Genomic DNA, 12057 nt, shown 5'->3' with positions numbered 1-12057 from the left:
ATCGAGGTGCTGGTGTCCGTCGGCGATACGGTCAGCAAGGACCAGAGCCTGGTCACGCTGGAATCGGACAAGGCCACCATGGAAGTGCCGTCGTCGGTGTCCGGCGTGGTCAAGGAGATCAAGGTCAAGGTCGGCGACGCGCTCTCGCAGGGCGCACTGGTGGCATTGATCGAAGTGGCCGATGCCGGCGCCGAGCCGTCCGCCAAGCCGGCTGCCGCCGCTGCGCCTGCCAAGGCCGCGCCCGCTGCCGCTCCGGCACCGGCTGCCAAGGCCGAACCGGCTGCTGCCAAGCCTGCTGCAGCGGAGGGTGGGCTGGTCGAGGCGCGTGTGCCGGATATCGGCGATTACACCGACATCCCGGTGATCGAGGTGCTGGTGGCCGTGGGCGATACCGTCGCCAAGGACCAGAGCCTGGTCACGCTGGAATCGGACAAGGCCACGATGGAAGTGCCGTCGTCGGCCGCCGGCGTGGTCAAGGAACTCAAGGTCAAGGTCGGCGACACGCTCTCGCAGGGCAATGTGGTGGCGATCATCGCTGCCAGCGATGCCGGCGCCGGTGCTGCGCAGTCCCCGGCCAAGCCCGCTACCGACACCGCCGAAACCGCCGGCAAGGTGGAGCCGGTCGCCGTGCCCGCCGAGCCGGACAAGCTGGCCCAGCGCGAAATCGCGCAGGTGCAGGGCGCTCGTTCCGGTGCAGGTGCACAGGCAGCGCAGAGTGGACAGCCCTCGGCCGGCAACCCGAGCAGCCCGCCGGTGACCTTCGATGCCGACAGCGTGCTGCCGTCCAAGGTGCCTTACGCCAGCCCGGTGGTGCGCGTGTTCGCACGCGAACTGGGCGTGGACCTGAACCAGCTCAAGGGCAGCGAAAAGGGCGGCCGCATCACCCGCGAGGACGTGCAGCGCTACGTCAAGGCGGCGCTCAGCGGCGGCGCGCCTGCCGCTGCAGGCGGCGCTCCGGCCGGCGGTGGCAATGGCCTGAATCTGCTGGCCTGGCCGAAGGTGGACTTCAGCAAGTTCGGTGAGACCGAGACCCAGCCGCTGTCGCGCATCAAGAAGATCTCCGGCGCCAACCTGGCACGCAACTGGGCGATGATCCCGCACGTCACCCAGTTCGACCAGGCCGACATCACCGACCTGGAAGCGCTGCGTGTGGCGCTGAACAAGGAGAACGAGAAGGCCGGCATCAAGCTCACCATGCTCGCCTTCCTGATCAAGGCCAGTGCCGCGGCGCTGAAGAAATTCCCCGAGTTCAACGCCTCCCTGGATGCGGCTGGCGAGAACCTCACCCTGAAGAAGTACGTCCACATCGGCTTTGCGGCCGATACGCCCAATGGCCTGGTCGTGCCGGTGATCCGCGACGTCGACAAGAAGGGCGTGATCCAGATCGCCCAGGAAAGCGGCGAGCTGGCCAAGAAGGCCCGCGATGGCAAGCTGGGCCCGGCCGACATGAGCGGCGGCTGCTTCTCGATCAGTTCGCTGGGCGGCATCGGCGGCACAGCGTTCACGCCGATCGTCAATGCGCCGGAGGTGGCGATCCTGGGCGTGTCCAAGTCGGCGATCCAGCCGGTGTGGAACGGCAAGGAATTCGCTCCCAAGCTGCTGTTGCCGTTGTCGCTGAGCTATGACCATCGCGTGGTCGATGGCGCACTCGCCGCGCGCTTCACCACCTACCTGGGGCAGGTGCTGGCCGACATGCGACGCATCCTGCTGTGAAGCCTGCGCTGCTGACGATCGCCGTGCTCGGCGTGCTGCCGTGGACCGGTGTGGCCGCACGCGAGTGCGATAGCGCGCTCGGGCGTGGCTGGCCGCCGGCAGTGGGCAATTACGGCGCCGCCGTCACCACACTGCTCGACGGTGGCAGTAAACCGGCGCTGTCGCTGCTGACGCTGCCGGTGCGCGGCGTGGAAAGCGGCGTGTCGCTGGTGCCGGGCAAGGAGGGCGCCGACTGGACCCTGCGGCATAGCCGCGCCGACGAGCGCGTCTACAGCTGGGTCAGCCAGGCCGACCGTGGCAGCGTGCAGTTCCGCACCGAGCAGACGCCGGAAACGGTCGAGATCCCGATTCCGGCCGCTCTGGCCAAGCGCCTGGTCAGCAACTGGACCGACGCCCTAAGCCAACTGGCGCCGGCCGGGCGCACCGCGCCGGTGATCGAGGGCGAGGTGCTGTCGTTCCAGGTCGCAGGCGTGCGCTACAGCGGCGCGCGTCCGAGCTGCGGCGCGGGCGAACTGCTGCTGCAGCAGGCCGCGCTGCTGATCGAAGCCAGCGACGGCAAGGAAAAGAAGCGCGACAAGCGCTGGACCCAAATCGAATCGTCGCTGGATGAACTCCAGCAGACGCTTGCCGGCACGGCCGGTTGAGCCACAGGAGAAGCAAATGGCGGTCATTGAAATCAAGGTTCCCGACATCGGCGATTACAGCGATGTCCCCGTCATCGAAGTGCTGGTCGCTGTCGGCGATAGCGTGGCCAAGGACCAGGGCCTGGTGACGCTGGAGTCGGACAAGGCCACGCTGGAGGTGCCGTCTTCGGCTGCCGGCGTGGTCAAGGAGCTCAAGGTCAAGGTCGGCGACAGCCTGTCCGAAGGGGCGGTGGTGCTGCTGCTGGAAACCGAAGGCGAGGCCGCCGCGCCGGCCAAGGCCGACACCAAGCCGGCCACGGCACCAGCGGCTGCAGCGCCCGGCAGCAAGCCGCCGGTGACGCCGTCGCATCGCGCTCCGGCCGAACCGGCCGCGCCCAAGCCGGCGCTGGCCAGCGGCAAGGCGGCCGATATCGAGTGCAAGATGGTGGTGCTCGGCGCCGGCCCCGGTGGCTACACCGCCGCGTTCCGCGCGGCCGACCTGGGCCTGGACACGGTGTTGATCGAGCGCTACGCCAGCCTCGGTGGAGTCTGCCTCAATGTCGGCTGCATCCCGTCCAAGGCCTTGCTGCACGCTGCCGCCGTGATCGATGAAGTGGCCCATGCCGGCGACTTCGGCGTGGACTTCGGCCAGCCCAAGATCACCCTGGACAAGCTGCGCGATTACAAGGAAAAAGTGGTCGGCAAGCTCACCGGCGGCCTGGCCAGCATGGCCAAGCAGCGCAAGGTGCGCACCGTCACCGGCGTGGCCAGCTTCGTTTCGCCCAACGAACTGGAGATCGTCGGCGACGACGGCAAGACCCAGCTGTTGCGCTTCGAGCATTGCATCATCGCGGCCGGTTCGCAGGCGGTGAAGCTGCCCAACTTCCCGTGGGACGACAAGCGCGTGATGGACTCCACCGACGCGCTGGAACTGCACGACATTCCCAAGACCCTGCTGGTGGTCGGCGGCGGCATCATCGGCCTGGAAATGGCCACGGTGTACAGCGCGCTCGGCAGCAAGGTCACCGTGGTCGAGTTCATGGACCAACTGATGCCGGGCGCCGACAAGGACTTGGTCAAACCGCTGGCCGATCGTCTGAAGAAGCAGGGCGTGGACGTCCATCTCAAGACCAAGGCCACCGACGTCAAGGCCGACAAGAAGGGCATCACCGTGTCCTTCGAAGCCGCGGCCGAAGGCGACAAGCCCGGCCTGCAGGCCACCACGTATGACCGTGTGCTGGTCGCAGTGGGGCGCGCGCCCAATGGCAAGAAGATCGGCGCCGACAAGGCTGGCGTGACCATCACCGAGCGCGGTTTCATTCCGGTGGACCGGCAGATGCGCACCAACGTGCCGCACATCTTCGCCATCGGCGACATCGTCGGTAACCCGATGCTGGCACACAAGGCGACCCACGAAGGCAAGCTGGCCGCCGAAGTGGCTGCCGGCGAAAAGAAGGAGTGGGTGGCGCGGGTGATCCCGTCGGTGGCGTACACCAATCCGGAAATCGCCTGGGTCGGCGTCACCGAGACCGAGGCCAAGGCCAAGGGCCTGAAGGTCGGTGTGGCCAAGTTCCCGTGGGCGGCCAGCGGCCGCGCCATCGGCATCGGCCGTACCGAGGGCTTCACCAAGCTGATCTTCGACGAAGACACGCATCGCGTGATCGGCGGCGCCATCGTCGGCGTGCATGCGGGTGACCTGCTGGCCGAGATCGGCCTGGCCATCGAGATGGGTGCCGAGGCAGAGGACATCGGCCACACCATCCACGCGCATCCGACCCTGAGCGAGTCGGTCGGCATGGCCGCCGAGGTCTACGACGGCACCATCACCGACCTGTACATCCCGAAGAAGAAGTAGGCGCTCACAGGCTTGTCCTTCCACGACGCTCCGCCTTGCGCGGGGCGTCGGCGTTGAGCGCTTGGCTGCGTGTTGCTGCTGTGGTCGTTGCCATGCCGTGCACCCGGGCACGCAGGTGCATGCGCGCGTGCGGCTCCCGAATGTTCCGGCGCGGTAGGCAATCGCATGGGCGACGCGGCCTGGCGGCTGCGCTCCGATCGTATCGGTCGGCACGGCTGACCAACGCAGGCGGATGCTGCAGAGGATCTGGCATCGGGTCTGGTGCATAGCGATATCGCACCGATCGTGCTCGACAGGGCCTCTGCTGCGCAAGGCGGTCGCGTCGTCCGATATCCATGATCAGGCGCTTGCACAGCCTGCAGCACGCTTGCACCATCGGTACGCGGACACGCCGTTCGCAGCTCAGGGACGACCCGTATGTCGAAGATGCGTTTGCCGGCCTTGCTCACCGCTGCAGGCTGCCTGTGTGCGTCATTGGCTGCGCATGCACAGACCACCGTCATCACCGCTGCGCGCCTGCTCGACGTGCAGGCCGGCCGCTATCTGGAGCAGCCGCAGATCGAGGTGGTCGCCGGCCGCATCACCCGCGTCGGCCGGCAAGGCGATCCGGTGCCGGCACAGGCGCAGCGCATCGATCTTGGCGGGCGCACGCTGCTGCCCGGCCTGATCGACATGCATGTGCATCTCACCGTGGATCCCACCCTGGGCGGCTACAAGAGCCTGGAATTCACCGATAATTTCTGGACCGTAGTCGGCGTGGCCAATGCGGCCAGGACGCTGCGCGCGGGATTCACCACCGTGCGCAATGTCGGCTCGCTTCACTACGACGATGTCGCGCTCAAGCAGGCGATCGAGCGCGGCACCGTGCCGGGCCCGCGTATCGTGCCGGCGACCTACGGCATCGGCGCCACCGGTGGGCACTGCGATGCCACCGAGTTTCCGCCGTCGGTCAAGGTCACCGGCCCCGGCGTCGCCGATGGTCCGGATGCGATCCGGACTGCGGTACGCACGCTGCGCAAATACGGTGCGGAGGTGATCAAGTTCTGCGGCACCGGCGGAGTGCTGTCCAAGACCGACAGCGTGGGTGCGCAGCAGTACAGCCTGGAGGAAATGCGCGCGCTGGTGGATGAGGCGCACCGGCTGGGGCTCAAGGTGGCTGTGCATGCGCATGGTACCGGCGGCATCAACGACGCGATCCGTGCCGGTGCCGACACCATCGAACACGCCAGTCTGGCCGATGCCGAATCGTTCAAGCTGGCCAAGGCACATGGCACGCGGTTTTCGATGGACATCTACAACGACGACTACATCCTGGCCGAGGGCGAACGAAACGGCTTGTTCGCCGAATCGCTGGAGAAGGAACGGCAGATCGGGCGCAAGCAGCGCGAGACCTTCCGGGCCGCACATGCCGCGGGCGTCAGGCTGGTATTCGGCAGCGACGCAGGCGTCTATCCGCATGGCGACAACGCGCGCCAGTTCGCCAAGATGGTGGAGTGGGGCATGACACCACTGGAGGCCATTCGCGCGGCGACGGTGGAGGCCGCTGACGCGCTGGGACGTGCCGGTGACGTCGGTGCGATCGTTCCAGGCCGCTACGCCGACCTGATCGCGGTCGAGGGCGATCCGCTGCAGGATGTCGGCGTGTTGATGCGCGTGGACAGCGTGATCAAGGGGGGCGAACGCGTAGCCGATTGAGCCGGCCTGCACCGTGGTGTTGATGCCCGCCTCAGCGTCAAGGTCGGTCGCGCGCATGCGGGGCGACGAGGGCGACGAGGGCGACCAGGGCGCCCGATGGGCGTGGATGCGCGCACAGGGGAAAGCGGGCAGCGCGTGCGCTGCCTGCGACGGCCATGTGTCGCGGTATCGCAGGCGCACGAGCGGCAGCAGCAGGGTGCGGTCATGGCAGCCGCCTGCCGGTCCGGACGGCGATCGCGTGCACATGACGACAACGACAACGCCCCGCGCGAGGCGGGGCGTCGTACGCGTGCAGCGATGCGTGGATCAGAACGCGAGGGTCACGCCTGCCACCGGACCCTTGAACTCCTGCTTCAGGCCGATCAGGCCGTCGCTGCCGCGCTGGTCGACATCGAGCTTGAACCAGTCGTAGCCGGCGAAGATGCCGAAGTTCTTGGTAAAGCGGTACTCGGCGATCGCATTGGCGCGGCTCAGGTCGCCGTCGTAATCGCCGAAGTCGCCCCAGCTGGTGTTGAGGTACTGGCCCTGCACGTTGAACAGCCAGTTCTCGCTCGGACGCGCGGTGAAGCGGATGCCGACCACCGGCGCGGCGCCGTCTTCGCTTTCGTCCACCACGTCGCCACTGAACACGCTGCCCAGATCGGCATAGGCATTGGCCTCCACCTTGGCGTACTCGGCACCGATCTGCAGGCCAAGGCTGAATTCCGGGGAATCGATCACCGAATAGTCGTACACCAGGGTGGCGACCTGGTACTTCAGCTCGCCCTTGATGAAGCTGCCGGTCGGCACGGTGACGCCACCGGCGCTCAGATCCTGGGTCAGCGTCTCGCGGCGATCCTTGTCGTACTTGAAGTAGTCGAAGATCAGGCGCTGGCGGGTGCTGATGCGGAACACGCCGTCCACGCGCGGCTCCCATTCCTTGCCGCCCAGCTTGAAGTCCTCGTTGACCGAGACGTTGTTGCCGGCCAGCAGCGTGTTGCCGCGGATGGTGTTGTCGTTGTCGACATTCATCGCGCCAAGGCGGAGCTGGAAGCGGTCATCGGTATCTTCGGCGTGTACGGGCGCGACATAGGCGACGGCCAGGACGCACGGGATCGCCAGTGCGAGGAGATGTTTCATGGGGAGCTCCGAATTCTTGGAATGGTCAGGCCGTTGAGCCAGTGGCGCGCACTATCGATAAGCCGGCGTCTTCCAAAAGTGAAAGCCTCGTCGCATACCTGTGAAGGCGAACATAGCAATCGGACAAGACGGTCCGCATCGTCAATGGCCGTGGGACCTTGCACCAGCACGGCATTTTTTCGTCGCCCATGTCCGCCGTCGTAAACTGTGCGTTGGCGCATACCGATCAGTACGGTTGCTGTCGCCGATTGCGCAAGAGAGAGAGGGCTTGATGCGCATGCGCGCGCCACGCTCGACACCGGCACCCAGCGCAGACGATCGTGCACTGCAGCGGATTGGCCCGTCGGTGGGAAGGTCGCGGCGCGCGACATGGCGTCAAAAGCAGGAGCCCCGGTCTCCCAGGGCTCCTTGACGCGGCCTGCGGTGACACCTTTCGACGAGGATGTGCAGGCCTCGTGGGTTACGACCGCCGGTTTGTGGCAAAGTTCCCGGCCGTTGCAGCGACGGCTGCTTGGTGCATCGCAGCAACTCGTGACCTCCGCCGGTTGTCTCGCAATTTGTCCCATTGCTATACTCTCGCGGCTCGACGAGGCGCAACTGCGCTTCCCACCCATTCACACCTAAGGTAACCGTAGTGCTGAACTCCGTTGACGCGGGTCGGCGGTTGATGCTGCGCGCTGCGGTATATCCGCTTGCAGCTGTAGCTATAACCAGTCTGGGGTTGCTGCTGGTCGGTCCCCGCTACTCTGCCGGGGTGGCGTTGACCGGGTTTGCGACGGTGCTGGGCGGTTGGGTCGCGGCACGTACTGCGCTCGGGGGCGGTGTCCTGGCGGCCGGGACTGCCATGGTCCGGCTGATCCTGGCGATGGTGTTGAAGTGGGTGTTGGTTTTCGTGGCGCTGGCGCTGGGCTTCGGCCTGTGGCGGCTGCCTCCTCTGGCCCTGCTGGCAGGTATCGCCATCGGGCTGATTTTTCAGGTTCTGGCTCTGGCCAGGCGTTGATCCGAACTAAAAAGGCTACGTACACATGGCGGGCGAGGCAGCGACACCTACCTCCTATATCCAGCACCACCTGCAGAATCTGGTCTACCCGGTTCGTGAGGGCGGCGGTACGTTTTGGACCATCCACCTCGACACGCTGATCATGGCGTTGTTGATGGGGCTGATCATGGTGGTGGCGTTCTGGATGGCGACCCGCAAGGCCACCGCCGGCGTGCCGGGCAAGTGGCAGGCGTTCGTGGAAATCTGCCTGGAGTTCGTCGATCGCCAGGCCAAGGACACCTACCACGGCACCAGCAAGCTGGTGACCCCGATCGCGATCACGATCTTCTTCTGGATCCTGTTGATGAACCTCATCAAGATGATCCCTGCCGACTTCATCGCCATCCCGCTGGGCTGGGCCGGCATCCACGCCTGGAAGCCGGTGCCCACCGCCGACGTCAATGCCACCTTGGGCATGTCGATCAGCGTGTTCTTCCTGATGATCTTCTTCTCGCTGCGCTCCAAGGGCGTGGGCGGCATGACCAAGGAATTCCTCACGGCGCCGTTCGGCAAGTGGATGATGCCGTTCAACCTGCTCTTGAACATCGTCGAGTGGCTGAGCAAGCCGATTTCGCTGGCGATGCGACTGTTCGGCAACATGTTCGGCGGCGAGATCGTCTTCCTGCTGATCTGGGTGCTGGGCGGTGCGGGCATCGCCGGCATGGTTGCTGGCGGCGTATTCGGCCTCGGCTGGATGCTGTTCCACCTGCTGGTGATTCCGCTGCAGGCCTTCATTTTCATGATGCTGTCGATCGTGTATCTGAGCCTGTCGGAAGACAGTCACTGAGTCTCGCTTCACCCTTCATACGCTTCATCCCGATTCATCCATCACCCTTAGAAACTTTCGTTCGGAGATCACCATGTACCTCGCCGTCCTGACCAACCTCGCTCAAGTCCAGAGCTCCACCGTCCTCGCCGTCGGCATCATGATCGGCCTGGCCGCCCTGGGTGCCGGCCTCGGTCTGGCCATCATGGCTGGCAAGTTCCTGGAATCGGCGGCACGCCAGCCGGAACTGATCCCGGTGCTGCAGGTGCGCATGTTCATCACCGCCGGCCTGATCGACGCCGCGTTCATCATCAGCGTCGCCGTCGGCCTGCTGTTCGCCTTCGCCAACCCGTTGGCCCAGGTGTTCATCGAGCGTCTGTCGCAGGCTGCCGGCTGATCCAGCGGTAGCGGGATGTGGATGCAGCCGAGCGCGGTTGCATCTGCGGATGAAGGTCGGAAAGCGTCGCCCGTGCGGCGGCGCTTTCACCCCTAAACAGCGATTGAGCGACCCATGGATATCACCCTTACCATCTTTGCCCAGGCGCTGGCCTTCGCCGGTCTGATCTGGATCGTCGCGACCAAGATCTGGCCGCCGCTGCTGCAGGCGATCGAAGAGCGTCAGCAAAAGATCGCCGAAGGTCTGGCTGCCGCCGATCGCAGCCAGAAGGACCTGGCGCAGGCGCAGGAAAAGGTCAACGAAGCCCTCAAGGACGCCCGCACCAAGGCCAACGAGATCATCGATCAGGCCCACGCGCGCGCCAACCAGATCATCGAAGCGGCCAAGCTGGAGGCGATTGCCGAAGCCAACCGTCAGAAGGACCTGGCCCAGGCGGAGATCGACGCCTCGGCCACCCGTGCCCGCGAAGAGCTGCGCAAGCAGGTCTCGGTACTGGCGGTCAGCGGTGCCGAAAAGCTGCTCAAGCGCGAAATCGACGCCAACGCCCACAAGGCGCTGCTCGACGAGCTGGCGGCGGAGATTTGATCGATGAGTCAGGCCCTCACACTTGCCCGTCCCTACGGCCGTGCCGCGTTTGCGATCGCGCGTGAGGGCGGCAATTTCGCGCCCTGGTCCGATGCGCTGGCGTTTTCGGCACAGGTGGCCGGCGACCCGCGCGTGGCTGCGCTGCTGCTCAACCCGGCCCTGAGCCAGGACCAGGCGGTGACGCTGCTGGCGCCGTCGCAGGCCGGCGAAGAGTATCTGCGCTTTCTCGGCCTGCTGGCCGATGCGCAGCGGCTGCCGCTGCTGCCGGAAGTGGCCGGGCTGTACGAACAGCTGCGTGCCGAAGCCGAACACGTCGTCAAGGCGACGGTGACCTCGGCTACCGCGATGACGCCGTCGGAGCTGGACACGATCGCCGTTGCGCTGAAGAAGCGCTTCGGCCGCGAAGTGGATATCACCACCGCGGTGGATGCGTCGCTGATCGGCGGCGCGGTGATCGACACCGGCGAGGTGGTCATCGACGGCTCGCTGAAGGGCAAGCTTGCGCGTCTGCAAAGCTCGCTCGCCCACTGAATTCACATAAACGCATGGCCCTCGCGGCCGGCACCTAGGACTGAACGATGGCAACCACGCTCAACCCCTCCGAAATCAGCGACCTGATCAAGACCCGCATCGAGACGGTCAAGCTGTCCGCGGAGTCGCGCAACGAAGGCTCCGTGACCAGTGTGTCCGACGGCATCGTGCGCATCTTCGGCCTGGCCGACGTGATGCAGGGCGAAATGATCGAACTGCCGAACAACACCTTCGCCCTGGCGCTGAACCTGGAACGCGATTCGGTCGGCGCCGTGGTGCTGGGCGACTACGAGAACCTGCGCGAAGGCGACGTGGCCAAGACCACCGGCCGTATCCTGGAAGTGCCGGTCGGTCCGGAACTGCTCGGCCGCGTGGTCAACGCGCTGGGCGAGCCGATCGACGGCAAGGGCCCGCTGGGCGCCACCCAGACCGCACCGGTGGAGCGCGTTGCGCCCGGCGTGATCTGGCGCAAGTCGGTCGATCAGCCGGTGCAGACCGGCTACAAGTCGGTCGATGCGATGATTCCGATCGGCCGCGGCCAGCGCGAGCTGGTCATCGGTGACCGTCAGACCGGCAAGACCGCGCTGGCGATCGACGCGGTGATCAACCAGAAGGGCACCGGCATCAAGTGCGTGTACGTGGCGATCGGCCAGAAGGCCTCGACCGTCGCCAACATCGTGCGCAAGCTGGAAGAGAACGGCGCGCTGGCGCACACCGTGGTGGTTGCGGCGACCGCGTCCGAATCGGCTGCGATGCAGTACATCAGCCCGTACGCCGGCTGCACCATGGGCGAGTACTTCATGGATCGCGGCGAAGACGCGCTGATCGTGTACGACGATCTGTCCAAGCAGGCCGTGGCCTACCGCCAGATCTCGCTGCTGCTCAAGCGCCCGCCGGGTCGCGAAGCCTACCCGGGCGACGTGTTCTATCTGCATTCGCGCCTGCTCGAGCGCGCCGCGCGCGTGTCCGAGGAGTACGTGGAGAAGTTCACCAACGGCGCGGTGACCGGCAAGACCGGTTCGCTGACCGCGCTGCCGATCATCGAGACGCAGGCCGGCGACGTGTCTGCATTCGTGCCGACCAACGTGATCTCGATCACCGACGGCCAGATCTTCCTGGAAACGGACCTGTTCAACGCCGGTATCCGTCCGGCCGTCAACGCCGGTATCTCGGTGTCGCGCGTCGGTGGTGCGGCCCAGACCAAGATCATCAAGAAGCTGTCCGGCGGCATCCGTATCTCGCTGGCGCAGTACCGTGAGCTGGCCGCGTTCGCGCAGTTCGCCTCGGACCTGGACGAAGCCACCCGCAAGCAGCTCGAGCGCGGTCAGCGCGTCACCGAGCTGATGAAGCAGAAGCAGTACGCGCCGATGTCCATCGCCAACCAGGCGCTGTCGATCTATGCCGTCAACGAGGGCTACCTCGACGAGGTGCCGGTCAACAAGCTGCTGGCGTTCGAGGAAGGCCTGCACGCGCACTTCGCCAACACCCAGGGCGAGCTGGTTTCCAAGATCAACAGCACTGGCGGTTGGGACAACGACATCGAAGCCGCGTTCAAGAAGGGCATCGAAGAGTTCAAGACCACGGGTAGCTGGTAAGAGCCGGGACCCGGGACCCGGGACCGGGGACCCGCGCAAGCGGAGATCCCGGTCCTCCGCCCCAGGTACCAGGAAACAATAACGACGCGTGATTGCGGGGCCTGCCGGGTCCCGGGTCCCGGGTCCCGAGTCCCGAGAA

11 protein-coding genes are annotated in these 12057 nt (G+C 65.9%); 10 read left to right on the top strand and 1 reads right to left on the bottom strand.

Annotation, left to right across the window (positions count from 1 at the left end; translation table 11 throughout):
* The 4 genes from LL964_RS03430 to LL964_RS03415 all read left to right on the top strand — a co-directional run.
* Positions 1–1713: dihydrolipoyllysine-residue acetyltransferase (locus tag LL964_RS03430; protein ID WP_228329372.1), on the top strand; the 1713-nt coding region annotated here is incomplete at its 5' end.
* Positions 1710–2357: a hypothetical protein gene (locus tag LL964_RS03425; protein WP_104585179.1), complete on the top strand. Its 648-nt coding sequence runs from the start codon at positions 1710–1712 to the stop codon at positions 2355–2357. The genes LL964_RS03430 and LL964_RS03425, both read left to right, overlap by 4 nt.
* Positions 2358–2373: 16 nt before the next feature.
* Positions 2374–4191 (top strand): dihydrolipoyl dehydrogenase, encoded by a 1818-nt coding sequence (lpdA, locus tag LL964_RS03420; RefSeq protein ID WP_104585177.1) that lies wholly within the window; start codon positions 2374–2376, stop codon positions 4189–4191.
* Between the two features lie 417 nt (positions 4192–4608).
* Positions 4609–5886 carry a Xaa-Pro dipeptidase gene (locus LL964_RS03415; RefSeq protein ID WP_167395179.1) on the top strand — a complete coding sequence of 426 codons (1278 nt, stop codon included), beginning with the start codon at positions 4609–4611 and terminating at the stop codon, positions 5884–5886.
* 306 nt (positions 5887–6192) lie between these two features.
* Here LL964_RS03415 and LL964_RS03410 read toward each other — a convergent pair whose 3' ends face one another.
* Complete coding sequence (locus LL964_RS03410; protein WP_167395178.1) at positions 6193–7005, bottom strand: hypothetical protein; 813 nt, start codon at positions 7003–7005, stop codon at positions 6193–6195.
* A gap of 634 nt (positions 7006–7639) precedes the next feature.
* Here LL964_RS03410 and LL964_RS03405 point away from each other — a divergent pair.
* The 6 genes from LL964_RS03405 to atpA all read left to right on the top strand — a co-directional run bounded on the left by LL964_RS03405 (position 7640) and on the right by atpA (position 11918).
* Entirely contained in the window at positions 7640–8005 is a 366-nt protein-coding gene (locus LL964_RS03405; RefSeq protein ID WP_104585176.1) for a hypothetical protein, read from the top strand.
* Between the two features lie 25 nt (positions 8006–8030).
* A complete protein-coding gene (gene atpB, locus LL964_RS03400; protein ID WP_104585174.1) occupies positions 8031–8831 on the top strand; it encodes a F0F1 ATP synthase subunit A in 801 nt (266 codons plus the stop codon).
* A 73-nt stretch (positions 8832–8904) separates the two neighbouring features.
* Entirely contained in the window at positions 8905–9207 is a 303-nt protein-coding gene (gene atpE / locus LL964_RS03395) for a F0F1 ATP synthase subunit C (RefSeq protein ID WP_002814105.1), read from the top strand.
* A 114-nt stretch (positions 9208–9321) separates the two neighbouring features.
* Positions 9322–9792, top strand: a complete 471-nt coding sequence (locus LL964_RS03390) for a F0F1 ATP synthase subunit B (RefSeq protein ID WP_039570952.1) — start codon at positions 9322–9324, stop codon at positions 9790–9792.
* A 3-nt stretch (positions 9793–9795) separates the two neighbouring features.
* On the top strand, positions 9796–10323 hold the full coding sequence (locus tag LL964_RS03385; RefSeq protein WP_104585173.1) for a F0F1 ATP synthase subunit delta: 528 nt from the start codon (positions 9796–9798) through the stop codon (positions 10321–10323).
* A 47-nt stretch (positions 10324–10370) separates the two neighbouring features.
* Positions 10371–11918 carry a F0F1 ATP synthase subunit alpha gene (gene atpA / locus LL964_RS03380; RefSeq protein WP_104585171.1) on the top strand — a complete coding sequence of 516 codons (1548 nt, stop codon included), beginning with the start codon at positions 10371–10373 and terminating at the stop codon, positions 11916–11918.
* Positions 11919–12057: the final 139 nt, after the last annotated feature.

This window comes from Xanthomonas melonis (assembly GCF_020783655.1).
GTDB lineage: Bacteria > Pseudomonadota > Gammaproteobacteria > Xanthomonadales > Xanthomonadaceae > Xanthomonas > Xanthomonas melonis.
Note: the sequence above shows the minus strand (reverse complement) of the source record. Positions and strands in the feature narration are given on the sequence as shown.

Bases quoted from the DNA above. Each gene is read 5' to 3' on its own strand.
- lpdA (WP_104585177.1), top strand. From the start codon at position 2,374: ATGGCGGTCATTGAAATCAAGGTTCCCGACATCGGCGATTACAGCGAT.
- LL964_RS03415 (WP_167395179.1), top strand. From the start codon at position 4,609: ATGTCGAAGATGCGTTTGCCGGCCTTGCTCACCGCTGCAGGCTGCCTG.
- LL964_RS03410 (WP_167395178.1), bottom strand. From the start codon at position 7,005: ATGAAACATCTCCTCGCACTGGCGATCCCGTGCGTCCTGGCCGTCGCC.
- atpB (WP_104585174.1), top strand. From the start codon at position 8,031: ATGGCGGGCGAGGCAGCGACACCTACCTCCTATATCCAGCACCACCTG.
- atpE (WP_002814105.1), top strand. From the start codon at position 8,905: ATGTACCTCGCCGTCCTGACCAACCTCGCTCAAGTCCAGAGCTCCACC.
- LL964_RS03390 (WP_039570952.1), top strand. From the start codon at position 9,322: ATGGATATCACCCTTACCATCTTTGCCCAGGCGCTGGCCTTCGCCGGT.
- LL964_RS03385 (WP_104585173.1), top strand. From the start codon at position 9,796: ATGAGTCAGGCCCTCACACTTGCCCGTCCCTACGGCCGTGCCGCGTTT.
- atpA (WP_104585171.1), top strand. From the start codon at position 10,371: ATGGCAACCACGCTCAACCCCTCCGAAATCAGCGACCTGATCAAGACC.